We start from the raw sequence: 24,012 nt of genomic DNA, 5'->3' as shown, positions 1-24,012 counted from the left end.
TGCGTGTCGTCGGGAGCGGCCGTCAGGCGCCCAGCTCCCGTTCCAGTCCCTTGGGGTTTTCCGCCAGGCGCGCGCGGAATTCCTGCGCCACGTCGCCGACGTAGACGTCTTCGGTGCCTTCCTTCAGCGCGCGCACGATGGCGGCGGCGATCGCGGCCGGCGCCACGCGCGGGGGCGGCGTGCGCTGCTCCCATTCGTGGTCCACCGGCCCCGGAAACACGTTCACCACGCGCACGCCCGCGCCGCGCATTTCGGCGCGCAGGCATTGCGCCAGCGACAGCGCGGCGGCCTTGGAGGCCGACCACATGCCGCGCGACGGCAGGTTCATGTGGGCATAGATGGACAGCACGTTGACCCAGGCCGCGGCGCTGTTCACGCCGTCCGCCGCGCGTCCGCACAGCGCCGGGCCGAAGCCCTGCGCCAGCCGCATCAAGCCCAGCACGTTCACGTCCATGGCGTCGCGCGCCGTGTTCACGTCCTTGCGGTTCAGCAGGCCGCCTTCGCGCTCCAGGTCTGCGGTGTTCACCAGGATCTCCACCTTGCCGCCGATGGAGGCGGCCAGGCGCTCCACCGAATCGGTGTCGGTCACGTCCAGGTTCACCGCCTCCACCCGCGGATCCGCCGCCAGGGCCTCGAACGCGGCGTCGCGGCGCCACGCCTGGGGATCGCCCAGGAACACCTTGGGGCTGCCGGCGTCGAGCAGCGCCCGGGCCACCGCCATGCCGACCGCCGATTTGCCGTCGGTGACCAGCACGCGGCGGAACTTCGGGTCGCAGGAGGTTTCGCGCAGGGTCTTGTCGTCTTCCATGTTGGGGGTGTTCCTTTCAGGCAGGGCGATCATCACGGCCTGGCCGCTGCGGTCCAGCTTCAGGGCGAGCCGCACGCGGCCGCCGTCGGCGCAGTCCTGGTGCACATGGGCCACCACCGAGGGGCCCGCGGCCATGCGCACCGTGCCCACCCGCCAGGGCAGGCGTTCACGGAAGTACAGGTCGTTGCTGTGATGCAGGACCGTGCTGACCAGCAGCACGCCCGAGGGGTCGGCCGGACGCCAGGGCAGGCGTTCGGAGAGGCAATGGCCGCAGACTTCGCGGGGCGGATACTGCACGGCGCCGCAGTCGGCGCAGGTCTGGAGATCGAAGCGGCCTTCGGCCGCCGCGGCGGTCAGGCCCAGCGCGCTGCGGCTGCGCGAGCCGGGCGGCAGGGTGGGCTGTCGGGTGCGGGCGACGGGGTTCTTGCGGGGCGGCTTGGCCAAGGGTTCGGTCATGCGTTGCTCCCCAGGATGGCCGCGGCGGTGCACAGCCCGCGGTCGTAATTGATCATGCCGAAGCCGCTGACCAGGCCGAGCCGGGCCCCCGCCACCTGCGTGCGGCCGGCCGTGCCGGTCAGTTGGCGCAGCGCCTCGACCATCCCCAGATACCCGCCGGCGGCGCCGGCCTGGCCCACCGACAATTGGCCGCCGTTGGTATTGAAGGGGAAGCTGCCGTCCACGGTGAACGTATTGGCGCGCACGAATTCCGGCGCCGCGCCCTTCTCGCAGAAGCCCAGGTCTTCCATCTGCATCAGGTTGATGACGGGATAGTCGTCATAGGCCTGCAGGAAGTCCATGTCGGCGGGCTGGGCGCCGGCCTGGCCGTACAGCTCGTCCACGTCCATGGTCCAGCCGCCGCGCATCTGGATGGGATCCTCGATCCAGGCGTTGTGGCGCTCGATGGTGGAAAGGATGCGGGCATAGGGCAGGCCCAGCGAGCGGGCGCGGTCTTCGCTCATGACGAGGAAGGCGTCGGCGCCCGCGCAGGGCATCACGCAATCGAACAGATGGATCGGATCGGTGATGACGCGGGCTTGCAGGTACTGGGCGAGCGTCAGCGGCTTTTTCATCAGCGCGTGCGGAAAGCGCAGCGCGTTGTCGCGCTGCGCCACGCAGAGCTTGCCGAAGTCTTCGCGCGTGGCGCCCGTCGCGCGCATGTAATTGGCGGTCAGCAGCGCGAAGCTGGCGTTGGGGCCGCCCGCGCCGTACGGATAGACCGCGTCCTGCGCGAAGCGCGAGAACTGGCTGACCGTGTTGCGGAACGAGTCCACGTGGTTGGTGTCCCCCGCGATGCAGGCCACGATGCCGGCGTCGCCGGCCTGCACGGCGCGGGCGGCGCGGCGCAGCGCCGCCACGCCGCTGGCGCCGCCCATGGGGATGTGGTCCAGCCAGCGCGGGCTCATGCCCAGGTGCTGCACCAGGCCGACGGCCGTGTCGGGCGCGAGCGTGAAGCTGGAAACGCAGAGCCCGTCGACGTCCGTCTTGGCGACGCCGGCCTGCCGGATCAGCGCGCCGAGCGCGCGGCCGAGCCACCAGTGGGCCGCGTGCGTGGAGTAGCGTTCATAGGGAATGGTGACCGGCAGGGCCGCCACCACGCCGTCATAGCCCAGCCGGGCCGCGCTCATAATACGGACTCCTGGCGCTGCGCCGGCGGCGCATCCGCCTGCGGGCGCTTTTTCATCGCGCAGGTGTCCACGCAGCGCGCCGTGCCGGGCAGGGTGGGGGCCAGCGCCTTCATTTCGCCGCGCTGGATCTTGTTGGTCGTGGTGAGAGGCAGGCTGTCCACGAAGGCGACGTAGCCGGGAGCCTTGTAGTAGGCCAGCTGCTCCAGGCTCCATTGCACGATGCCGCGGGCCGCCTCGGCCATGTCGGCGTCAGTGGCCGGCAGCTTTTCCGGCACCACGCACGCCAGCACTTCGTCGCCGCGCACCGGATCGGGCACGGCCGCCACCGCCACCGCCTTCACCAGCGGATGCTGCATCAGCACGCTTTCCACTTCCACGGCCGAGATGTTCTCGCCGCTGCGGCGGATCACGTTCTTCTTGCGGTCCACGAAGCGCAGCGCGCCGTCGGCCTCGCGGCGGACGATATCGCCGGTATGGAACCAGCCGTCTTCCCAGGCCTGCGCCGTGGCCTCCGCGTCCTTCAGGTAGCCGGCGAAGAAGCCGTAGCGGGGATCGTCCCCGGCGTGGCGCACCAGCAGTTCGCCCGGCTCGCCCGTCGCCGCCTCGGCGCCCGCGTCGGTCACGAGGCGCACCAGCACGTCGTCTTCCTCGCTGCCGAAGCAGCTGCTGCCGATATGGCGCGGCTCCTTGTTGGCGATGATGACCGCGCCCGCGCCGGTCTCGGTCATGGCCCAGGCCTCCAGCAGCGGAAAGCCGAAGCGCTCTTCGAAAGGCTGGTGCAGCTTGCGGTCCACGCCCGCGCCGAAGCCGAAGCGGATGGCGGGCTGGAGATCGCGCGCCGAGGGCTCCGCCTTCATCAGGATGGCGGGCATCACGCCCAGGTAGTGCAGCACGGTGGCGCGGGAGTCGCGCACGCTGTCCCACCAGGTCTTGGGATGGAAGCGGTCCAGCGGGATCAGGCAGCCGCCCGTCAGCACCATGGCCATGGCCGAATACGCCATGGCGTTCATGTGCACCAGCGGAAGCGGGGTCAGCATGCGTTCCTGGCCGGGGCGCAGGGCCGCCAGGCCGCCGATGCGGGCGTACCAGCCGCCGGCGTGCAGGAAGTAGCGGTTGGGAAGAATGCAGCCCTTGGGCCGGCCCGTGGTGCCGGACGTATAGAGCAGCGCGCACTCGGTCAGCTCTCCGGGCTCGGTGCCGGCCAGCGGCGCGGCGAACGGGGCTGGCGGCGGCGCGTCGTCCGGGCCCATCACGCGCAATTCGCGGCCGGCGCGCTGCGCGGCCGCCTTGAGATCGCCATGGCGTTCCGGCAGGGCCACCGCCAGCGCAATCTCGGAGTGTCCGGCCAGGTATTCGAGCTCCGCCGCCCGCAGGTCGGGATTGATGGGCACCACGGACACGCCCAGCCCGTTCAGCGCGAACCAGTGCAGGAAGAAGGCGGGGCGGTTTTCCAGCAGCAGCCCGGCGCGGTGGCCGTGCCCGTAGCCGGCGCGGGCGTAGGCGGCGCGCAGCGTTTCGATGGCGTCGGCGGCCTGCGCGTAACCCAGTTCGCCGGCCTCGATGCCATAGACTTGCGCCGTTTCGGGCAGGATGCAGAGGAAGGGCTGGGCGCCGTGGCGGGCTGCGGTGTCGCGGAATGCCTGATGGACCGTGGTGCTCACAAGCCGCTCCTACATGAACAATTGGATGTTGCCGAAGGCCGCGTCGCAGTTGACGAGGTCGACGCGTTTGAGCCGGATGCGCAGGGCGCCGTCCTGCTCCACCAGGTGGTGGGTAGCCCAGCCGGCGTACAGCGTCTGCGCGTCCTGCCGCGTCTCGACGTAATGGAAGGCGGTGCGCACCACGTGGCGGCCCTCGGCGGGCGCGGCTTCGGGATGGCCGTGCTCCACGGCGGGTGCCTGCAGCAGGTGATGGCAGCGGCTCCTGGGCTGCTGCGAGAACGTGCGCTGGCCGGCCAGCCGCTCCACGCGCACGCGCAGCAACAGCTTGTCCTCGTACATCAGCGACGCGTGCAGCCTGGGATCCGTCTGGCCATGCGCCAGCGGCATCCAGTAATAGCCGTCGTCGGTATACAGGTTCAGCCAGTCCTCGAAGCGCAGCTCATCCAGCAGGCGCGCTTCGGCGTAGACAAAATCGATCAGTTCACGGTCGCTTGCGCTCATACCGACTCCGGTCCGGTCATGTAGCGGCCCCATGCGCGGTACTGGTTGCGCATCTGCCATTCATTGGTGCCATTGGTGGTCGCGTTCTTCCGGCCGATTTCATCGGGCGAGTACAGACGCCCCACGTTCACCCAGTCGCGGGCGCGCGACTGCAGGCCGTCCTGCGCGCGCTCGTACATTTCGAGATCGTCGTGGCCGACCACGGAGGTGGGGGCGTTGATGAGGCGGTTGTACATGAGCGTGCGTTCCAGCAGCAGGTCGGGCGCGCCCACGAGCCGGAAGGTCCAGGACTCCACCAGGGTGCGGTCCGCAGCGATGGGCTTGAAGACCCGCAGGGTCTGGATCGGTCCCTTGACCATGATGTTGGGGAAGTACACGGTGTTGTGGCGCACGTCGCCCAGGATCTGGCTGGCGCGCTCCTCGCCGTAGGCCGCCACCATGGCGTCCCAGTAGCCCGGAATGCCGGAATAGGAGGCATGGATGGAATCGGACACGCCGGTGTGGCCGTGGCCGTTTTCCCATACGCGGATGCCCATGTTCTCGAAGAACTCGTAGGGCGAGATGAACGGCGCGAACAATTCCACGGCCATGGGCTTGGGCGTGCCTTCCGGCGCCTGTTCCCAGACCTTCACGGCCGTGCCCGCCGACGATTCATGCGCCACCATCGGATGGCAGGTGTCGGTCTGGTTGTCGACCAGCATTTTCCAGTTGCAGCGGTGCATATAGCGCAGCACGCCGCCGGCCACTTCCAGCCTGCCCTCGGGCGAGCGGTCGACCATATTGTCCAGGGTGGACAGGGCGTCGCCGAAGAACTCCTCGAAGGACTGGCCTTCCGGATTCAGCCGGCAGAACACGAAGCCGCGGTGGTTCCTGACGTCCTTCACGGCGGCCATGCCCTGGCTGGCCTCGCAGTTTTCCAGGCCGGTGTTCTCGTAGCCCTTCTTCAGCGGAATCGACAGCAGGCTGCCGTCCGTCTTGAAGGTCCAGGCATGGTAGGGGCAGCGGAAGAACTTGCCGGTGTTGCCGCAGGCGTCGCCGGCGACCATCGTGCCCTTGTGCGGGCAGCGATTGTGCAGCACGCGCACGCTCTTGTCGCCATGGCGCACCATCACCACCGGCTGGTTGCCGACCGTGGTGGTGATGTAGTCTCCGGGATTGGGCACCTGGCTGTCGTGGCCGACATAGACCCAGGTATTGGCGTACAGGCGTTCCATTTCCAGGTCGAACAGTTCCTGGTCGATGAACAGGTCCTTGTGCACCTCGGTGTCGCGCAGCAGGGCGCGGATGGCGTCGGGGTTGTCGCGGTATTTGCTCATGATGGCGCTTTCCTTCCTACAGATCCAGCACCAGGCGCGCCGATTTCGCGCGCGAGATGCAGATCTGGATGATCTTGCCGCTGGCCTTCTCCGTATCCGAGAGGTAATAGTCGCGATGGTCGGGCACGCCTTCCAGCACCGTGGCCTGGCAGACCCCGCACTCGCCGCGCTTGCAGTCGTACATTGGATCGCAGCCTTCCTCTTCCATGACGTCGATGATGGTCTTGTCGGCGGGAATGGTCAGCACCCGGCCGGACTGGCGCAGCTCGACCTCGAATGGCTGGTCGCCGGCCTGCGGAGCGGCCGTGGTGAAGAGTTCGAAGTGGATGTGGGCGTCGGGCCAGTGGCGGGCGCGGGCTTCCTGGATGACCGCGTCGATCAGGCCCTTGGGGCCGCAGACGTACAGGTGCTGGCGCGGCGTGGCGGATTCCAGCAGCGCCTGCAGGTCGAAGCGGCACGAGGGATCGTCGTCCGCATGCAGGCTCAGGTCTTCGCCCGCCAGGGTTTCGAGTTCGGGCAGGAAGGCCAGCTGGTCCCTGCTTCGCCCGCAATAGTGCAGGTGGAAGGCGCGGCCGGCGGATCTGAGCGCGGCGGCCATGGAGGCGACCGGGGTGATGCCTATGCCGCCCGCGATCAGCACCACGGGCTCGTCGCCGGCCGGCGATTCGTGCAGCGGGAAATCGTTCTTCGGGCCTTCCACCGTGAGCGCGTCGCCTTCGGCCAGCGCGTGCATGTAGCGCGATCCGCCCTGGCTGGCTTCCTCCAGGCGCACGCCCAGCCGGTATTCGAGGGGTTGGGCGAACCGTCCGGGCTCCGGCGCAAGCTGCACCAGCGAATAGCAGCGCGGTTCGCGCTGCCCGGGCACCGACACCTTCAGGTGCGCGCCGGGCCCGAAGGCGGGCAGGGGCGCGCCGTCCTCGCGGGCCAGCCGGAACGAGCGGATCAGCGGCGATTCCTGCCGGACTTCCCGAACGATGAGTTTCAATGTCTGCACGGCGTTTTTCCCTTTCGGTAGTCGGCTCAGGCCGCCAGCTTTTCGGCCAGCTGGCGTTCCATGGGGCCGCATTTCTCATTGGCCAGGGCGGTGTCGCGCAACGCGCGCAACGTCGCGGCGGCGTCGGGCCGGCCGGCCAGTTGTTCCGCCGCGGCGATCAACTGGCGGTACTTGCCGCCGCCGCGCGCATGCGTGTCGCTATACCCCTTGACGAGGCGGCGGCAATTGACGGTTTCGACGGCCAGCGCGTAGTCGCGCGGCGCCAGTTTGGCGATCAGGTCCAACCATTGCCGCAGGCCGGCGGCCTCGGCCTGGTGGCGCAGCGTGCCGCGCCGAAAGCGGCGCATGCCGGCCAGCGCATACAGCATCAGGAAGCCGCCCAGCGTGCTGCTCCGCATGCGGCGGCCGCGGCCCAGCCGGCGCGCCACGAAGCCGCCGAAGGCCTTGGATCCTTCCAGCCAGCGTCCCAGCCCGGCGGGCAGCGTGCCGCAGATCTCTTCCAGCCGCGGATGCATGAATTCCGTCGTGTAGACCAGCTGGTCCGGGCGCGCGCCCACTTCCTGGCGCACGCGGTCGAAGCGCGTGCCGCGGGTCTTCAGGTCCGCGACGCGGATCACGTCGTCGTAGGCCATGGCCGTGGCCACATAGCGGGCGGCGGCGCAGGTCAGCGCCCATTGCCGGGCTTCCCCGCCGTGCGCGGCGTCCAGGTCGCGGATCGCCTTCATGTGGCGCAGGTAGTCGCCGGCGTAGGCCAGGTCCTGGAATTCGAGCTGGCGGCGCACGCCTGCCGCCAGCATGGGCTGCGCACAGGCGGGAAAGTCGCGTTTGATGGTATCGAGCAGGGCCTGCGTCCTGGGGCTGGCGGCAACGTCGGGCAGCGCCGGCACCGGGCGTTCCAGGTCGATGGGCGCGGGCTGCGCGGGCGCCTGGTCGGCCGATTCGAAGCCCAGGGCGAAGGCGCGCAGGCTGGCTTCCACGCCCAGGCCGGCGCGCCGCACGGTGGCTTCGTAGTCTTCCCGCGCGAAGGGCAGGGCGCCGCTGCCGGCCACCGCGCCGAACAGGCTGGCGCTGATGACGCTGCCGGCGCGGTCGGCCAGCGCCTGCAGGTCGAAGCACAGGAAGCGCTTGGCCGCGGCGCGGCCCGCCTCCAGGACCTTGTTCGGGTCGGCGATGCCATTGCCGGGCGCGGACTTTTCGCTGACCGCGTAGCTGCGGTGGGACGACGCCAGCAGCATCGTGCGCTCCGGCGTGACGAGGCCGCGCTGGATCGCGCGGCCGCCTTCCATCAGCTCGGCCGCCACCACCAGGTCCACGTCGCCGGGAGTGGGCATCAGCGCCAGCGCCGGCTGCCGTCCGGCGCGTTTCACGTCCGATTCGGGCATCAATTCCAGGTAGTAGATCGTGGCGCCGGTCCGTTGGGCCACGCCGGGCACCGAGGTGGTCTGCGCCCACCAGCCGGCGTGCTCGGCCATGTCGACAATCCAGTCGGCCAGCACGCCGCCGCCCTGGCCGCCCATGGCCAGGATGGCGATCTTGATGGGGTTGCCTTGCTGCATGGGCACCGATTTCATGGAGCGCATGTCCTTAAAGTGCGTTATTGGCCAGGCGCGCCGCGCGTCGCCGTTGCAGGAAGCCGATCACGGCGCCGCGCACGCGCGCCAGGTAACGGTCGCCCTTGGTGGGGTTGTGGACGATGTCGGCGCGGTAGAACGACGGACACAGCACGGCGGCATGGGCGACCTCGCCGCAATTGCCGCAGCCGACGCAGCTGCTTTCCACGTGCGCGACCGGGTCTTCCTTCAGAGGATCGCCGCTGTCCTTGACGGTCAGGGAGGGGCAGCCCGACAGGCGGATACAGGCGTGGTCGCCGGTGCAGACGTCGGGATCCACGCCGAAGCGTTCCTTCACCGCGCGCTTGCCTTCCTTCACGGCTTTGTTGAACTGCGGCTTGATGCGGCGCTGCTTGTTCAGCATGCACTCCGACTGCGCGATGATGACCTTGGGGCCCTTGACGTCCGTGGTCAGCGCCTCTTCGATCGTGGCGCGCACCTTGGCCACGTCATAGGTGCGGTCCAGCGTGCGCACCCATTTCACGCCCACGCCGCGCACTGCCTGGTCGATGGGGTTGTTGGTCGAGCGGTCCGGGTTTTCGGCGCGCGACGACAGGATGTCCTGGCCGCCGGTGGCCGAGGCGTAGTAGTTGTCGACGATGACGATGACACCGTCGTACTTGTTGAACACCGCGTTGCCGATGCCCGAGGCCAGCCCGTTGTGCCAGAAGCCGCCGTCTCCCATGATGGAGATGGGGCGCTTGGCCGCGGGCACGTTGAAGGCCGCCGCGCTGGAGGCGCCCAGGCCGTAGCCCATGGTGGTGGCGCCCAGGTTGAAGGGGGGCAGGATGGAAAACAGGTGGCAGCCGATGTCGCAGGAAATATGGTGCTGGCCCAGCGTTTCCTGCGCCAGCGTCAGCGCCGAGAAGATCGGCCTTTCCGGGCAGCCGGTACAGAAGCCCGCGGGCCGGGGCGGAACCACGGCCGCCAGGCCCTCCACGTGCTTGTGGAAGGTGATGGGCTGTTCGGCGGGCGGGGCGGGCCTGGGCCGCGCCAGTTCGGTGATTTCGAGCTGGCGTTCGGCGGCCTGCGAATCGGCCGCGGCGGCGGGATGCGTCTGGAGGGATTCCGGCCGGTTGCGCTTGAGGAATTCGCGCAGGCCGTCCCGCATCACCTGGGTGGTGTATTCGCCCGCCATGGGCAGCACGTCCTTGCCGGACAGGCGCGTGTCCACGCCTGCGCGGCGCAGCACCGCGTGGAGGTTCTGCTCGATGTAGTCGGGCTGGCCTTCCTCCAGGAGCAGCACGGCGCGCTTGCCGCGGCAGAAATCGATGACTTCGTCCTCGATGACGGGATAGGTCACGTTCATGACGTACAGCGGGATGCGGCTATTGCCGAAGTTGTCCGCCAGGCCCAGCAGCTGCAGGGCGCGGATGACGCCGTTGTACAGGCCGCCCTGCAGGATCAGGCCGATATCGTCCTGATCGCCGTCGACGTATTCGTTGAGCTTGTGTTCTTTGATGTAGCGGATGGCCGCAGGCCAGCGCTCCTTGATTTTTTCCTGCTCGTGCAGGAACGAGGCGGGAGGCAGCACGATGCGGCTGGTGTCGCGGGCGGGGCTTTCCAGCGCCTGGGCGAGCGAGAACCCGGGGCGTTTGTTTTCCTTGGCGATGAAGCGGCCATGCACGTGGCAGCCCCGGATGCGCAGCTGCAGCATGACCGGCGTCTTGCTGGCCTCGGACAGTTCGAAGCCGTCTTCCACGGCCTTGACCATGCTTTCGAGATTGGGCCGCGGATCCAGCAGCCAGATCTGGGACTTCATGGCGAACGCGTGCGAGCGCTCCTGCATGATGGACGAGCCTTCGCCGTAGTCTTCGCCCACGATGACCAGCGCGCCGCCCGTTACCCCGCCGGAGGACAGGTTGGCCAGCGCATCGGACGCGACGTTGGTGCCCACGGTGGATTTCCAGGTAACCGCGCCGCGGATCGGATACATGACCGAAGCGGCCAGGGTGGCCGCCGCCGTGGCTTCGGAGGCGCTGGCCTCGAAGTGCACGCCGAGTTCCTGCAGGATGTCGTTGGCGTCGGCCAGCACGTCCATCAGGTGCGAGATCGGCGAGCCCTGGTAGCCCGCGACATAACCCACGCCGGACTGCAGCAGGGCCTTCGTGACCGCGAGGATGCCCTCTCCGCGGAACTCTTCGCCCGCGCCGATGCGCAACTGCTGGACTTCTTTCTTGAAAGACCTTTCAGCCATCTAGAACTCCTTCCCGGCCCGGCCCGCGGGTCCTCAAGCTTTGCTGCTGCGCAGCATCGTCACGTCAGGAAAATCTCGCCTAAAAAATACTTTAGGAGTCAACGTTTTAGCTGTCAACAAAAAAGATGAAATTTCATGGAAAGAAAAAAATATCACGCTAAAACAAGGACGTATATACTCGTTGTTCTCTAGTTTCAGTGCACGCGGCGAGCGCCGGCATGGTGCAAAAAACGGGTTGCGATTCCGGGTATACCCTGTGTTGCGCAACAGCAAGCGCCCCATCCGGGCGCATGATCGCGCCGCCGTGGGGCGCGCATGGGAGCAAGGCAGTATGCGGTTGGAAAAGCAGCGGGACACATCCACGGCGGCGCCTGGCGGCCGTTTCGTCGACGGCTACCTGGCGTACCTGCTGGCGCAGGCCAGCCAGCGCATTTCGGCGGAGTTCCACCTGCAGGTCAGGGCGGCCGGCCTGTCGGTCACGCAATGGCGGGTGCTGGCCAGCCTTCAAGGCAGCGCCGGCGAAACCATCGGCACGCTGGCGGTGCTCGCGATCACCAAGCAGCCCACCTTGAGCAAGGTGGTGCAGCGCATGGAGGCCGAGGGCCTGGTGGTCCGCTCGGGCGTGCGGGCCGACCGCCGGCAGACGCGGGTCTGCATTACCGCCAAGGGCTCCAACCTGATCGCCGCCCTGTGCGATCAGGCCTTGCAGCACCAGAAGGCGGTGCTGGCGCCTTTCGGCGAGGAAAAGGCCGCGCTGCTGATCGAGATGCTGGACGTGCTGATGACGGAGCACGTACCGCTGGAAATGGCCGCGTCCGAGGACGAATAGGCCAACGCGAGCCGGCGGGATCCGCCGGCTCGGCCCAACGCCGTTTACTTCGATTTTTTTGTTACAAGCATATGCGTCCCCAATATGTTTCCCCTCTGTGAAAACCTGTTCCGGTACGCATAAACCCTTAATTGACGGGGGTCTTGCGGCTAGGCAATATCGCGCCGGTATTCAGACTATTGTCAGGAGTTGAAACTATGCGCCGCACTTTGATTGCTATCGCGATCGCCGCCGCCGTGGCCGCGCCCTCGATCGGGCAGGCCAAAACCTTTCGTTGGGCCGCCCAGGGTGACATCCTCACTTTCGACCCGCACTCGCAAAACGAGGGCATGACGATCGCCGCCAACAGCTACATCTACGAGCCGCTGGTGGACTACGACAAGTCCTTCAAGGTGTCGCCGCGCCTGGCGACGGAATGGGAGCAGGTTTCGCCCACGCTGTACCGCTTCAAGCTGCGCCCCGGCGTGAAGTTCCACGACGGCGCCGCGTTCACCGCCGACGACGTGGTGTTCTCGATCCATCGCGCCATGGCGCCCACGTCGAACTACAAGGCTTACACCACGGGCATCAAGGAAGCGCGCAAGATCGACGAGCTCACGGTCGAGGTGGAGACCTCCGCGCCCAACCCCGTGCTGCTGCGCCAGCTGACCAACGTGTTCATCATGAACAAGGCCTGGTCCGAGAAGAACAACATCGCCAAGCCGCAGGACTTCGTCAACAAGGAAGAAACCTACGGCGCGCGCAATACCAACGGCACCGGTCCCTACAAGCTCAAGTCGCGCGAAGTGGACGTGCGCACCGTTTTCGAGGAAAACAAGGACTGGTGGAACAAGGCCGGCAAGATCGGCAACGTGACCGAGGTGGTGTTCACGCCGATCAAGCAGAACGCCACCCGCACCGCGGCCCTGCTGTCGGGCGAGATCGATTTCGTGCTGGATCCCGCCGCGCAGGACCTGGACCGCCTGCGCCAGTCCGCCAAGGTGGTGGAAGGAAACGAATACCGCACCATCTACCTGGGCCTGGACCAGAAGCGTCCCGAGCTCCAGTATTCCAGCATCAAGGGCAAGAATCCGTTCCAGGATATCCGCGTGCGCGAAGCGCTGTACCGCGCCATCGACGTGGATGCGATCAAGCGCGCGGTGATGCGCGGCCTGTCGGCCCCCACCGGCACGATGATCGCGCCCCAGGTGCACGGCTGGGCCGAATCCCTGCACAAGCGCGTGCCCTACGATCCCGAGAAGGCCCGCGCGCTGCTGAAGGAAGCCGGCTACGACGGCACCCTGAACTTCACGCTGGACTGCCCCAACAACCGCTACATCAACGACGAAGCCATCTGCCAGGCCGTCGTCGGCATGTGGGCCAAGGTGGGGGTGAAGGCGACGATGAACGCCATGCCGCGCTCCACGTATTTCCCCAAGGTGCAGTCGTCCGACACCAGCGCCTACCTGTTCGGCTGGGGCGTGCCCACGTTCGACGCCATGTACACGCTGCAGAACCTGATCCGCACCAAGGGCGAGGGCGCGGACGGCATGTACAACCTGGGCAACTACAGCAACAAGGAACTGGACGTCATCATCGACCGGATCAAGACGGAAACCGATCCGGCCAAGCGCGACGCCGACATCATTACCGTGCTGCAGGGACACGCCAAGGACTTCGGCCACATCCCCCTGCACGACCAGGTCATTCCCTGGGCGATGCGCAAGAACGTCACGGTCATCCACCGTGCCGACAACCGTCTCGTTGCCGATTGGGTCAAGGTTGACTGATCCAGGCTAATCGAACGGCGGGGCCCGCCCGGGCTTCCGCCGTTTTGCCTTTTCCGCCTATGTTTGCCTTCATACTGCGTCGCCTGTTGCAGGCCGTAGCGGTGATGCTCACCGTCGCGCTGCTGGCCTTTGTGCTTTTTCAATACGTCGGCGACCCTGTCACCATCATGCTGGGGCAGGACGCCACCGATGCCGAGCGCATCGAATTGCGTGAGCGCCTGGGGCTCAATGAGCCCGCCATCGTCCAATTCGGCCATTTCGTGGCCAACGCCGCGCAAGGGAATTTCGGCATTTCCCTGCGCCAGAGCGAACCCGTTTCCGCCTTGCTGAAATCCCGCCTGCCGGCCACGCTGGAGCTGTCCATGGTGGCTGCCCTGCTGGCGCTGCTGGTGGGCGTGCCGCTCGGGGTCTACACCGCGCTCAAGCGCAACAGCCTGGTGTCCCAGCTGCTGCTGGCCGGTTCGCTGCTGGGCGTGTCGCTGCCCACCTTCCTGATCGGCATCCTGCTGATCCTCGTGTTCTCCGTCCAGCTGGGCTGGCTGCCCAGCTATGGGCGGGGCGATACCGTCAGCGTTGGCTGGTGGACGTCCGGGCTTTTCACCTCCACGGGCTGGAAGCACCTGATCCTGCCGTCCATCACCCTGTCGCTGTTCCAGATGACGCTGGTTCTGCGCCTGGTGCGTTCCGAAATGCTGGAGGTGCTGCGCTCGGACTACATCAAGTTCGCCCGCGCCCGAGGCCTGAGGCGCCGCGCCATCCATTTCGGCCATGCGTTGAAGAACACGATGGTGCCCGTCATCACCATCACCGGCCTGCAGCTGGGCGGCATCATCGCGTTCGCCATCGTGACGGAGACGGTATTCCAGTGGCCGGGCATGGGCCTGCTGTTCATCCAGGCGGTGCAATTCGCCGACGTGCCGGTCATGGCCGCGTACCTGTGCCTGATCGCGCTGGTGTTCGTGGTCATCAACCTGATCGTCGATCTTCTGTATTTTGTCGTGGACCCGCGCCTGCGCTCGGGGCTGACCCGCGGCGGGGGGGCTCACTGATGCGCGCCGTACTCAAACGCTGGTGGGACAGCGACATCGCCTGGGCCTGGCGCCGGGCTCCGGTGGCCATCGCCGCGACCGTGCTGCTGGCGCTTCTGCTCATCGGTTCCTTCGGCGCCGGCTGGGTGGCGCCGCACAATCCCTTCGACCTCACCAAGGTGGAATTGCTGGATGCCCTGCTGCCGCCCGCCTGGGAGGCCGACGGCCAATCGACTTATCTGCTGGGCACGGACAGCCAGGGGCGGGACCTGTATTCCGCGATCCTGTACGGCACGCGCGTGTCGCTGCTGATCGGGCTGGCGTCGGTGCTGCTGTCCATGCTGATCGGCATCGTGCTGGGGCTGGTATCGGGATACGCCGGAGGCCGGATCGATGCGTTCATCATGCGCGTCGCGGACGTGCAGCTGTCGTTCCCCGCCATCCTGATCGCGCTGCTGATCGATGGCGTGGCGCGCGCCGCCGTTCCGCGCGAAATGCATGAACTGATCGCCTTTCCGGTGCTGATCGGCGCGATCGCGCTGGCGGGCTGGCCGCAGTACGCGCGCACGGTGCGCGGTTCCACCCTGGTGGAGAAGAACCGCGAATACGTGCAGGCGGCCAGGGTGATCGGCGTGGCGTCGCCGGTCATCATGTTCCGCCACGTGCTGCCCAACGTGCTGGGGCCGGTGCTGGTGCTGGCCACCGTGCACCTGGCCACCGCCATCATTACCGAGGCGACGCTGTCGTTCCTGGGCGTGGGAGTGCCGCCGACGGCGCCTTCGCTGGGCACGCTGATCCGCATCGGCAATGACTTCCTGTTTTCCGGAGAGTGGTGGATCACCATTTTCCCGGGCGCGGCGCTCGTGCTGCTGGTGTTGTCCGTCAACCTGCTGGGCGACTGGCTGCGCGACGCGCTCAACCCCAAATTGAATTGAGGTATCGCGGATGAGCGCATTACTTGAAGTCCGCAATCTGCGCGTGGAATTTCCCACGCGCCGCGGCACGCTGCGCGCGCTGGACGACGTTTCGTTTTCCATCCGGGCGGGCGAGGTCCTGGGCGTCGTGGGGGAATCCGGCGCCGGCAAGTCGCTGACCGGCGCGTCCATCATCGGCCTGCTGGAGCCGCCGGGGCGCATCGCCGCCGGCGAGATCCTGCTGGCGGGCCGCCGTATCGACAACCTGCCCGACGAGCAGATGCGCCGCGTGCGCGGCCGCGAGATCGGCGCGGTGTTCCAGGATCCGCTGACGTCGCTCAACCCGCTGTACACGGTGGGCCGGCAGCTGGCGGAGACCATCGTCACGCACCTGGACATGAGCTGGTCCCAGGCGCGCAACCGCGCCGTGGAACTGCTGGCGGCAACCGGCATCCCGGCGGCGCGCGAGCGCATCGACCACTATCCGCACCAGTTTTCGGGCGGCATGCGCCAGCGCGTGGTGATCGCGCTGGCCCTGGCGGCGGAGCCCAAGCTGGTGGTGGCGGACGAGCCGACGACCGCGCTGGACGTGTCCATCCAGGCGCAGATCATCGAGCTGCTGAAACGCCTGTGCCGCGAGAACGGCACGGCCGTGATGCTGATCACGCACGATATGGGCGTGATCGCCGAGACCGCCGACCGCGTGGCGGTGATGTACGCGGGCCGCGTCGCCGAGATCGGCCCGGTCGCGGACGTGATCCACAAGCCGCGCCATCCCTATACTTCGGGGCTGATGGGATCCATCCCGTCGCTGGACGGGCATGCCGAAAGGCTGGTGCAGATCGACGGCAGCATGCCGAGGTTGAACGCCATTCCGCCAGGCTGCGCCTTCAACCCGCGTTGCGGCCGGCGCTTGCCGCGTTGCGGACGGGACAGGCCCGATTTGATGCCCGCGGGCGCGTCGCTGGCGGCCTGTTGGCTGCATGACGGATCCGTTCAGGCGCCGCGTCCGCTGGACGGGATCGCCGGCGCCCAAGCGGAGGAGTCGAAATGAGCACGCCCTTGGTGGAAGTGAAGGACGCCGCCCGCTGGTTCGACGTGTCGCCGCCATGGCTGGAACGCAAGCTCGCCGGCAAGCCGCAGGTGATGCTGCGCGCCGTGGACGGCGTGTCGTTCGAGATCGCGCGCGGCGAGACGCTGGCGCTGGTGGGCGAATCGGGTTGCGGCAAGTCGACGGTGGCGCGCATGCTGGTCGGGCTGTACGGCCTGACCCGCGGCGACATCCGGTTCGACGGACAGCCTCTTTCGCGCATGTCGGAGCCGGGCGGACGCGCGCTGCGCAAGCGCCTGCAGATGATCTTCCAGGATCCGTACGCAAGCCTGAACCCGCGTTGGCGGGTCGGCCGCATCATCGCCGAGCCCATGCTGACCCATACGCGGATGACGCCGGCGGAGCGCAGCGTCCGGGTGGGCGAGCTGCTCACGCAGGTGGGGCTGGATCCGGCCGACCAGGCGCGCTATCCGCACCAGTTCTCCGGCGGCCAGCGCCAGCGCATCTCGATCGCGCGGGCGCTGGCGGTGAACCCCGAGTTCCTGGTGTGCGACGAGCCGACGTCGGCGCTCGACGTGTCGGTGCAGGCGCAGGTGCTGAACCTGATGAAAGACCTGCAGCGCAAGCTGGGGCTGACCTATCTGTTCATCTCGCACAACCTGGCGGTCGTGCACCATGTGGCCGATCGGGTGGGGGTGATGTACCTGGGCCGCATGGTGGAGGTGGCGCCGCGCGACGAGCTGTTCCAGCGGCCGCGGCATCCGTACACGCGCATGTTGCTGGAAGCCATTCCGGACATCAACGGCGCGGGCAAGCCGCGCACGGCGGTGGCAGGCGAAGTGCCGAATCCCCTCAACCCGCCCTCGGGCTGCACGTTCCACCCGCGCTGCCCGCACGCGAACGAACGATGCAAGCGGGAGGCGCCCGCAGCGATGGTTGCGGGCCCGTCGGTGGTGGCTTGCCACGCGGTGCAGGAGGGGCGGATCACCGTGTGATCCGCGCTTGACTGGGAGGCGGGCCCGGCGCGGCGAGCCGGGCCCGCCAGCCGCCGCGCCCCGTTTCTTCAGTGGCGATGGCCGTGGTCGTGGGGATGGCGGTGGGGATCGCCGTCTTCCTCATCGGCGTCGTCTTCGTCATCCTCGTCTTCGTCCGGATCTTCCGGCACGGGCTCCTCGGTAAGCGCGAAGGGCAGGACGTCTTCCAGGCTGTCCGACCAGGCGGACTCTTCGCCGTCGTGGTCGAGCTTGACGAAGCGCTCGCCCTCGTTCAACGAGATCTCGATGGCCCAGAGGTAGAGGCAGTCGTAGGTGTCGTCGTCGGACTGGGGCAGGCCGCCGCGGTTGCCCAGCAGCCGGGCGCCGGGGCCGCCCAGCTGGACGTGGGTCTGTTCCTCGTCCGGTTTGGCGTTTTCGTCCACGGGCACGCCGTAGGTCACCCATTCGGTGCCGTCGTCGCCCAGCACGACTTCGGCCAGCACGGGTTTGCCCAGATAGGCGCTCAGGGCGTCTGCGGTCTTGGCCAGCATGTCCAGTTCGGATGCGTTGAAATGGGTCAGGGAAGCTGGGGGGGTGGCGGAGGCGGACATGAGGGGAATTCCTGGGCGCGATGAAGCCGCGACGGCACGGCAAGACGAAAGTCAGGCGTATTGTCGCTCTATCGGCTTCGCCTTGCATCCGACGCTTGGACGACGCGATTTTCCCGGGTCACGAAGAGGGGGAGCAGCCCAGGCTGCGCCTGCGCGCGCTGTCGGGCGATTCGCCCGTCAGCCGCTGGAACATGGCGATGAAGGCCGAGGGGGTGCTGTAGCCCAGTTCGCGCGCCACCGACTGGACCGACCGGCCTTCGCCCAGCATGCCCAGCGCGCTGACCACGCGCAGCCGCTGCCGCCATTCGTTGAATGACATGCCCAGCCGCTGCTGGCAGCGGCGCAATAGCGTGCGCTCGGTAATGCCGGCGGTGGCAGCCCAGTGCGCGGCGCCGCGCTTGTCGCCCGGGCGCTGTTGCAGCGCCGACAGGATGGGCGCAAGCACCGGGTCCGCGGCGGACGGCAGGTAGCTGGCGTAGGCGCGGGCCTGGCGGGCCTGGTCGATGACGATCTGCGCCATCCGCCGGTCTTCGGGCGTATCCGGATAGCTGATCCCCCGCCGTTCGAAGTCGGCCAGAATCGCGCGCATGACCGGGCTGATTTCCAGCGTGCAGGGCTTGTCGGGCAAACCGGCGCATGCGGCGGCGGGAATGTCGATGCAGGCGTAATGCACTTCGCCTTCGTTCTGGCAGCAATGCTCGACGTGGGGAGGTATCCAGATGGCGTACTGCGGCGGCGACAGATAGGTCACGCCGCCGATGCCGAGTTCCATGATGCCGGAGATCGCGAAATTCAGTTCCGCCCAGGGCGACGCATGGCGCTTCATGCGCGAATGGGGCGTGAAGTGGAGGATGCGGCAGGCCAGCGGATAGGGCAGGTGGCTGGCCAGCACGGGCGCGGTGTCTGCGGGCGGCATGTCGGAACTTCGTCTGGATTTGTCTGTTTTTCATTATATACATCAGGTCGGACAGATCCTACACTTGCCGCTCTGTTTCGTTTTCGCTTTGCTCCGCCATGCCGACCGCCCACGCCACGCACCCTCCCGCCCGCTACCTGCTGTTTCCCCTGCTCGCGGCCCTGATCTGGTCGGTCAACATGATCGTCACGAAGATGGCCGCGGGCGTGATCGCGCCGGCCGCCATCGGGTTCTACCGATGGGCGCTGGCAGGCGTGCTGCTGACGCCCTTCGCGCTTCCCGGCGTCTGGGCGCAGCGCCGCCAGATCCTGCCCAACCTGCCCAGGCTCGCGGTGCTGGGCGGCCTGGGGATGGCGCTGTACCAGGGGCTGGCCTATGTGGCGGCCGCCAGCACCACCGCAACCAACATGGGCATCATCACGGCCATGATTCCGCTGATGACCATCGCCGTGGTGGCCGTGGTGCTGCGCGAGTTGCCGTCGGTGATGGCGATGCTGGGCGGCCTGCTGTCCCTGGCGGGCCTTGCCCTGCTGATCGGGGAGGGCGATCCCGCCCGCCTGCTGTCGGTGGGCGCCAACCACGGCGACGTGCTGATGGGCGTGGGCGCGCTGGCCTACGCGCTGTACGGCGTGCTGCTGCGCCGCTGGGCGCTGCCGGTAGGGCCGTGGCAGTCGCTGTATGTGCAGGTGGCCTTCGGCGTGCTGTTCCAGCTGCCCGCCTTCCTGGCGGCGCCCGCCTCGCCCCTCAATGGCGACAACCTGCCCCTGGTCCTGTACGCGGCGATCTTTCCGTCGCTGTTCGCGCCCTTCCTGTGGATGCAGGGCGTGAAGCACCTGGGGCCGAACCGGGCCAGCATTTTCCTGAACGTCATGCCGGTCGCCACGGTGGCGATCGCGGCCGCGTTCCTGGACGAGAAGCCGCACCTCTTCCACATCGTTGGCGGCGCGATGGCGCTGGCCGGCGTCATGCTGGCGCAGATGCGCCCGGGGCGTCCGGCGAGGCAGCCCAAGGCGGCCTGAAGGCGCGTCCGCGCGGGCCGCGCGGGGCATTTGGCGGCGGACGCACGCCGGTCAGGGTTCCGGCCTACAATCAACGGTTTATCAGCTATATCTCCGATACGAGCCCATGGCCCAATACGTCTACACCATGAACCGCGTCGGCAAGATCGTGCCGCCCAAGCGGCAGATCCTGCGCGACATCTCGCTTTCGTTTTTTCCTGGCGCCAAGATCGGCGTGCTGGGCCTGAACGGCTCGGGCAAGTCGACGCTGCTGAAAATCATGGCCGGCGTCGATAAAGAGATCGAAGGCGAAGCCATCCCCATGCCGGGCCTGAATATCGGCTACCTGCCGCAGGAACCGCAACTGAATCCCGAGCACACGGTGCGCCAGGCGGTGGAAGAGGGCCTGGGAGCCGTCGTCACCGCCAAGAAGCGGCTGGATGAGGTCTATGCCGCCTACGCCGAGCCGGACGCCGATTTCGACGCGTTGGCCGCCGAGCAGGCCGAACTCGAGGCCATCATCGCCGCCGCCGCCTCCAGCGGCGCCGACGATATCGAGCACCAGATGGAAATCGCCGCCGACGCGCTGCGCCTGCCGCCCTGGGATGCCATCGTCGGCAAGCTGTCCGGCGGTGAAAAGCGCCGCGTGGCGCTGTGCCGCCTGCTGCTGTCCAAGCCCGACATGCTGTTGCTGGACGAACCCACCAACCACCTGGACGCCGAAAGCGTGGAGTGGCTGGAGCAGTTCCTGCACAAGTTCCCCGGCACCGTCGTGGGTGTGACCCACGATCGCTACTTCCTGGACAACGCGGCCGAATGGATCCTCGAACTGGACCGCGGCTACGGCATCCCCTGGAAGGGCAACTACAGCTCGTGGCTGGAGCAGAAGGAAGACCGCCTCAAGCAGGAAGAGGCCTCGGAATCCGCGCGCCAGAAGACCATCAAGAAGGAGCTGGAGTGGGTGCGCCAGAACCCGAAGGGCCGCCAGGCCAAGGCGAAGGCGCGCCTGGCCCGCTTCGAGGAGCTGTCGTCCTACGAATACCAGAAGCGCAATGAAACCCAGGAAATCTTCATCCCCGTGGGCGAGCGTCTGGGCAACGAAGTCATCGAATTCAACAACGTCAGCAAGGCCTATGGCGATCGCCTGCTGATCGACAACCTCAGCTTCAAGGTGCCGCCGGGCGCCATCGTGGGCATCATCGGCGCGAACGGCGCCGGTAAATCCACGCTGTTCCGCATGATCGCGGGCCGCGAGCAGCCGGATTCGGGCGAGGTCAAGATCGGCCAGACCGTGAAGCTGGCCTACGTGGACCAGTCGCGCGACGCGCTGGAAGACAAGAAGACCGTGTTCGACGCCGTGGCCGACGGCGCCGATCTCCTCACGGTGGGCAAGTTCGAGATGTCGTCGCGCGCCTACCTGGGCCGCTTCAACTTCAAGGGCGGCGACCAGAACAAGGTCGTGGGCCAGTTGTCCGGCGGCGAACGCGGCCGCCTGCACATGGCCAAGACGCTGATCGCCGGCGGCAACGTGCTGCTGCTGGACGAACCGTCCAACGACCTCGACGTGGAAACGCTGCGCGCCCTGGAAGACGCGCTGCTGGAGTTCCCCGGCAGCGTCATGGTCATCAGCCACGACCGCTGGTTCCTGGACCGCATCGCCACGCACATCCTGGCCTTCGAAGGCGATTCGCAAGTCGTGTTCTTCGATGGCAACTACCAGGAATACGAGGCCGACAAGAAACGCCGCCTGGGCGAAGAGGGCGCCAAGCCCAAGCGCCTGCGCTACAAGGCGCTGAAGTAAAGACCAGACCTTCGCGTCTGGCGTCTTCCAAGAACCCGGCCAGCAGGCCGGGTTTTTTCCTTGGGGGCGGCCAGCAGGCGCAGCCTGCGCGGGGGGCATCTTTCCACGGCGGCGCCGTGCCGGGGCGCGCAGCGCCCGCGGGGAACCGAGTTATCCTAAAGCGTCATTCCAGGAGTCTCGACATGCTGCTTTCCGCTTCCGATTCCACCTTGCTGATCGTCGATATGCAGGGCCGGCTGATGCCGGTAATCCATGAGGGCGAGGCCGTGCTCAATGCCGCCCACAAGCTCGCGCAGGCCGCGCGCCTGCTCGACGTGCCGGTGGCCGCCACGGAACATCATGGCAAGATGCTGGGCGCCACCGTGGAGCCGTTGCGCGCGCAGGTGCAGACCACCTTCCAGAAAATGCACTTTTCATCGGCCCTCGAACCGGGTTTCGAGGCGTGGCTGCCGGCCGCCCGCAAGACCATCCTGGTGGCCGGGTGCGAAGCCCATATCTGCGTGCTGCAGACGGTGATCGGCCTGATCGACCTGGGCTACCACGCGGTGCTCGTGGCCGATGCCGCGGGCTCGCGCAAGCCTTCCGACCATCACGCCGCGTTGCGCCGCGCGCGCGCCCACGGCGCCGAGATCGTCACGTCGGAAATGGCGATTTTCGAGTGGATGCAGACTTGCGAGCATCCGCGCTTCCGCGAGGTGTTACGTCTGGTCAAATAGCGCGTGCGGACTGCAACACTGTTCCAGGGAGGCGTTCGGATTCTCTCGCCCTTTGACACAATTCATGGGCAAACCTAACAGCCAGGAGAGGGATATTTTGCGATCCTGAAGATTCCAAACCCGCAAGGGTCCGCGTGCTCGCGTTCGCATCATCGGCGCGGCCCCGGGTAAGAATAGGAATCGCACTATGAAAATCGCATCTCTCTCCAAAATCTGTGTCGCATTGGCGATGACCGCCGCCATGGCCGGCTGCTCTTCCTGGGACGGCATGAGCCATCGTCAGAAGAGCGCCGTCGGCGGCGCTGCGTTGGGCGGCGTCGCAGGCGCCGTGATCACCAACGGCGGCATCCTCGGTACGGTGGGTGGAGCGGCGATCGGCGGCGTTATCGGCGATCAGGTCGGTAAGCACTAAGCGCTGGCCCGCAGCGTCCGCTCCAATGCAAAACGCCCGGCTTCGCCGGGCGTTTTTTCATTCGGGGCGCGCCCGGGGCGCGGGCGCGCAAGCCGCGTCAATTCTCGCTTTGCGGCATCTCGATCTTTACCTCAAGCACTTCCAGCGTATCCTGGCGTTCCAGGTGCACCTTGATGTCATTGGGGTTGATCTTCACGTATTTCGAAATGACGGCGATCAGCTCTTGCTGCAGCTGCGGCAGGTAATCGGGAGAGTCGCCGCGGCCCCGCTCGTGGGCCAGGATGATCTGCAACCGTTCCTTCGCGACGGAGGCGGAAGTCTTCTTTTGACCGAGCAGAAACGACAGGAAGGACATTGCTTACTTGCCTCCGAACAGGCGTTTCAGGAAACCGGGCTTTTCGTAATCGGTAAAGCGCAGGGCCTTGTCTTCGCCAAGGTAACGAGCCACGACGTCCTTGTAGGCTTCGGAAACGTCGGTGTCTTTCAGGTGGATGGCCGGCAGGCCTTGGTTCGACGCCTGCAGCACGGCTTCGGACTCGGGGATGACGCCGATCAGCTTGATGCGCAGGATGTCTTCGATGTCGGTCAGCGACAGCATTTCGCCATCGACGACGCGTTTGGGGTTGTAGCGCGTGAGCAGCAGGAATTCCTTGACCGGCTCGTCGCCTTCCACGGCGCGCTTGGACTTCGCCGCCAGGATGCCCAGGATGCGGTCGGAATCGCGCACCGACGAGACCTCGGGGTTGGTCACCACGATGGCGTCATCGGCGAAGTACGCGGCCATCAGCGCGCCGGTTTCGATGCCGGCGGGCGAGTCGCACACGATGTACTCGAAACCCATGCCCTTCAGGTCCTCGATGACCTTGGCAACGCCTTCCTGCGTCAGCGCGTCCTTGTCGCGTGTTTGCGACGCGGGCAGGATGAACAGGTTTTCGAGCTGCTTGTCCTTGATGAGGGCCTGGTTGAGCGTGGCTTCGCCCTGGATCACATTGACGAAGTCGTACACGACGCGCCGCTCGCAACCCATGATCAGGTCGAGGTTGCGCAGGCCGACGTCGAAGTCGATGACCGCGGTTTTGTGGCCCCGCATCGCGAGTCCCGCAGAAAAACTGGCGCTGGTCGTGGTCTTGCCCACGCCGCCTTTGCCGGAAGTCACCACAACAATGCGTGTCATGACGATCAAACCCTTATGTTCGAATAAATCGCGTTATCGTAAAGCAAAAAGCCTATGTAAGGCTTCTTACAGGATGTGTTGAAGTTTGCACCGATTCTTACCGGGCT

Annotated in this window: 22 protein-coding genes; 10 read left to right on the top strand and 12 right to left on the bottom strand. The window is 66.9% G+C overall.

What is annotated here, in order from left to right; genetic code table 11:
- Nucleotides 1-22: 22 nt before the first annotated feature.
- The 8 genes from ACN6PJ_RS06675 to ACN6PJ_RS06640 are packed head-to-tail and all read right to left on the bottom strand — an operon-like array spanning nucleotide 23 to nucleotide 10,712.
- Nucleotides 23-1,264, bottom strand: coding sequence for an SDR family NAD(P)-dependent oxidoreductase (locus tag ACN6PJ_RS06675; RefSeq protein ID WP_427995092.1), 1,242 nt, complete (start codon nucleotides 1,262-1,264; stop codon nucleotides 23-25).
- Nucleotides 1,261-2,433, bottom strand: coding sequence for a thiolase family protein (locus tag ACN6PJ_RS06670; protein ID WP_427995091.1), 1,173 nt, complete (start codon nucleotides 2,431-2,433; stop codon nucleotides 1,261-1,263). The genes ACN6PJ_RS06675 and ACN6PJ_RS06670 overlap by 4 nt, the downstream gene beginning before the upstream one ends.
- A complete protein-coding gene (locus ACN6PJ_RS06665; RefSeq protein ID WP_427995090.1) occupies nucleotides 2,430-4,094 on the bottom strand; it encodes an AMP-binding protein in 1,665 nt (554 codons plus the stop codon). The genes ACN6PJ_RS06670 and ACN6PJ_RS06665 overlap by 4 nt, the downstream gene beginning before the upstream one ends.
- Nucleotides 4,095-4,103: 9 nt before the next feature.
- Nucleotides 4,104-4,595, bottom strand: a complete 492-nt coding sequence (locus ACN6PJ_RS06660) for an aromatic-ring-hydroxylating dioxygenase subunit beta (RefSeq protein ID WP_427995089.1) — start codon at nucleotides 4,593-4,595, stop codon at nucleotides 4,104-4,106.
- Nucleotides 4,592-5,911: an aromatic ring-hydroxylating dioxygenase subunit alpha gene (locus ACN6PJ_RS06655; protein WP_427995088.1), complete on the bottom strand. Its 1,320-nt coding sequence runs from the start codon at nucleotides 5,909-5,911 to the stop codon at nucleotides 4,592-4,594. The genes ACN6PJ_RS06660 and ACN6PJ_RS06655 overlap by 4 nt, the downstream gene beginning before the upstream one ends.
- A gap of 16 nt (nucleotides 5,912-5,927) precedes the next feature.
- The gene (locus ACN6PJ_RS06650) at nucleotides 5,928-6,905 is read right to left on the bottom strand and encodes a PDR/VanB family oxidoreductase (RefSeq protein WP_427995087.1); all 978 of its coding nucleotides are present in this window, start codon (nucleotides 6,903-6,905) and stop codon (nucleotides 5,928-5,930) included.
- Nucleotides 6,906-6,931: 26 nt separating this feature from the next.
- Nucleotides 6,932-8,476, bottom strand: a complete 1,545-nt coding sequence (locus tag ACN6PJ_RS06645; RefSeq protein WP_427995086.1) for an indolepyruvate oxidoreductase subunit beta family protein — start codon at nucleotides 8,474-8,476, stop codon at nucleotides 6,932-6,934.
- Nucleotides 8,477-8,489: 13 nt separating this feature from the next.
- Nucleotides 8,490-10,712: a thiamine pyrophosphate-dependent enzyme gene (locus tag ACN6PJ_RS06640; RefSeq protein ID WP_427995085.1), complete on the bottom strand. Its 2,223-nt coding sequence runs from the start codon at nucleotides 10,710-10,712 to the stop codon at nucleotides 8,490-8,492.
- A 331-nt stretch (nucleotides 10,713-11,043) separates the two neighbouring features.
- On the opposite strand from ACN6PJ_RS06640, the gene ACN6PJ_RS06635 reads away from it, so the two are divergent.
- The 6 genes from ACN6PJ_RS06635 to ACN6PJ_RS06610 all read left to right on the top strand — a co-directional run bounded on the left by ACN6PJ_RS06635 (nucleotide 11,044) and on the right by ACN6PJ_RS06610 (nucleotide 17,298).
- Nucleotides 11,044-11,541 (top strand): MarR family winged helix-turn-helix transcriptional regulator, encoded by a 498-nt coding sequence (locus ACN6PJ_RS06635; RefSeq protein WP_427995084.1) that lies wholly within the window; start codon nucleotides 11,044-11,046, stop codon nucleotides 11,539-11,541.
- A 197-nt stretch (nucleotides 11,542-11,738) separates the two neighbouring features.
- Complete coding sequence (locus tag ACN6PJ_RS06630) at nucleotides 11,739-13,310, top strand: ABC transporter substrate-binding protein (RefSeq protein ID WP_427995083.1); 1,572 nt, start codon at nucleotides 11,739-11,741, stop codon at nucleotides 13,308-13,310.
- A gap of 59 nt (nucleotides 13,311-13,369) precedes the next feature.
- Nucleotides 13,370-14,359 (top strand): ABC transporter permease, encoded by a 990-nt coding sequence (locus ACN6PJ_RS06625; RefSeq protein ID WP_427995082.1) that lies wholly within the window; start codon nucleotides 13,370-13,372, stop codon nucleotides 14,357-14,359.
- Entirely contained in the window at nucleotides 14,359-15,273 is a 915-nt protein-coding gene (locus ACN6PJ_RS06620; RefSeq protein ID WP_427995081.1) for an ABC transporter permease, read from the top strand. The genes ACN6PJ_RS06625 and ACN6PJ_RS06620 overlap by 1 nt, the downstream gene beginning before the upstream one ends.
- A gap of 10 nt (nucleotides 15,274-15,283) precedes the next feature.
- Nucleotides 15,284-16,306 carry an ABC transporter ATP-binding protein gene (locus ACN6PJ_RS06615; protein WP_427995080.1) on the top strand — a complete coding sequence of 341 codons (1,023 nt, stop codon included), beginning with the start codon at nucleotides 15,284-15,286 and terminating at the stop codon, nucleotides 16,304-16,306.
- Nucleotides 16,303-17,298, top strand: coding sequence for an ABC transporter ATP-binding protein (locus ACN6PJ_RS06610; protein ID WP_427995079.1), 996 nt, complete (start codon nucleotides 16,303-16,305; stop codon nucleotides 17,296-17,298). Before ACN6PJ_RS06615 ends, ACN6PJ_RS06610 begins: the two co-directional genes overlap by 4 nt.
- A gap of 68 nt (nucleotides 17,299-17,366) precedes the next feature.
- Here the strand turns inward: ACN6PJ_RS06610 and ACN6PJ_RS06605 are convergent, their stop codons facing one another.
- Entirely contained in the window at nucleotides 17,367-17,888 is a 522-nt protein-coding gene (locus tag ACN6PJ_RS06605; protein WP_427995077.1) for a hypothetical protein, read from the bottom strand.
- Between the two features lie 118 nt (nucleotides 17,889-18,006).
- Nucleotides 18,007-18,804 carry an AraC family transcriptional regulator gene (locus tag ACN6PJ_RS06600; RefSeq protein WP_427995076.1) on the bottom strand — a complete coding sequence of 266 codons (798 nt, stop codon included), beginning with the start codon at nucleotides 18,802-18,804 and terminating at the stop codon, nucleotides 18,007-18,009.
- A gap of 98 nt (nucleotides 18,805-18,902) precedes the next feature.
- Here ACN6PJ_RS06600 and ACN6PJ_RS06595 point away from each other — a divergent pair, with 98 nt between their 5' ends.
- The 4 genes from ACN6PJ_RS06595 to ACN6PJ_RS06580 all read left to right on the top strand — a co-directional run bounded on the left by ACN6PJ_RS06595 (nucleotide 18,903) and on the right by ACN6PJ_RS06580 (nucleotide 22,731).
- Nucleotides 18,903-19,823 carry a DMT family transporter gene (locus tag ACN6PJ_RS06595; protein ID WP_427995075.1) on the top strand — a complete coding sequence of 307 codons (921 nt, stop codon included), beginning with the start codon at nucleotides 18,903-18,905 and terminating at the stop codon, nucleotides 19,821-19,823.
- A 106-nt stretch (nucleotides 19,824-19,929) separates the two neighbouring features.
- Nucleotides 19,930-21,603, top strand: a complete 1,674-nt coding sequence (gene ettA / locus ACN6PJ_RS06590) for an energy-dependent translational throttle protein EttA (RefSeq protein WP_427995074.1) — start codon at nucleotides 19,930-19,932, stop codon at nucleotides 21,601-21,603.
- Between the two features lie 182 nt (nucleotides 21,604-21,785).
- Complete coding sequence (locus ACN6PJ_RS06585; RefSeq protein ID WP_427995073.1) at nucleotides 21,786-22,319, top strand: isochorismatase family protein; 534 nt, start codon at nucleotides 21,786-21,788, stop codon at nucleotides 22,317-22,319.
- A 187-nt stretch (nucleotides 22,320-22,506) separates the two neighbouring features.
- Nucleotides 22,507-22,731, top strand: coding sequence for a glycine zipper 2TM domain-containing protein (locus ACN6PJ_RS06580; protein WP_129526583.1), 225 nt, complete (start codon nucleotides 22,507-22,509; stop codon nucleotides 22,729-22,731).
- Nucleotides 22,732-22,828: 97 nt separating this feature from the next.
- On the opposite strand, the gene minE is transcribed toward ACN6PJ_RS06580, so the two are convergent.
- Together minE and minD are read right to left on the bottom strand one after the other, a co-directional pair.
- The gene (gene minE / locus ACN6PJ_RS06575; RefSeq protein ID WP_043543816.1) at nucleotides 22,829-23,086 is read right to left on the bottom strand and encodes a cell division topological specificity factor MinE; all 258 of its coding nucleotides are present in this window, start codon (nucleotides 23,084-23,086) and stop codon (nucleotides 22,829-22,831) included.
- A gap of 3 nt (nucleotides 23,087-23,089) precedes the next feature.
- Entirely contained in the window at nucleotides 23,090-23,905 is an 816-nt protein-coding gene (minD, locus tag ACN6PJ_RS06570; RefSeq protein WP_427995072.1) for a septum site-determining protein MinD, read from the bottom strand.
- Nucleotides 23,906-24,012: the final 107 nt, after the last annotated feature.

This window comes from Achromobacter sp. (assembly GCF_050285585.1).
In the GTDB taxonomy this organism is placed as follows: Bacteria; Pseudomonadota; Gammaproteobacteria; order Burkholderiales; family Burkholderiaceae_B; genus Achromobacter.
This window is presented reverse-complemented; position numbering and strand designations above follow the sequence as displayed.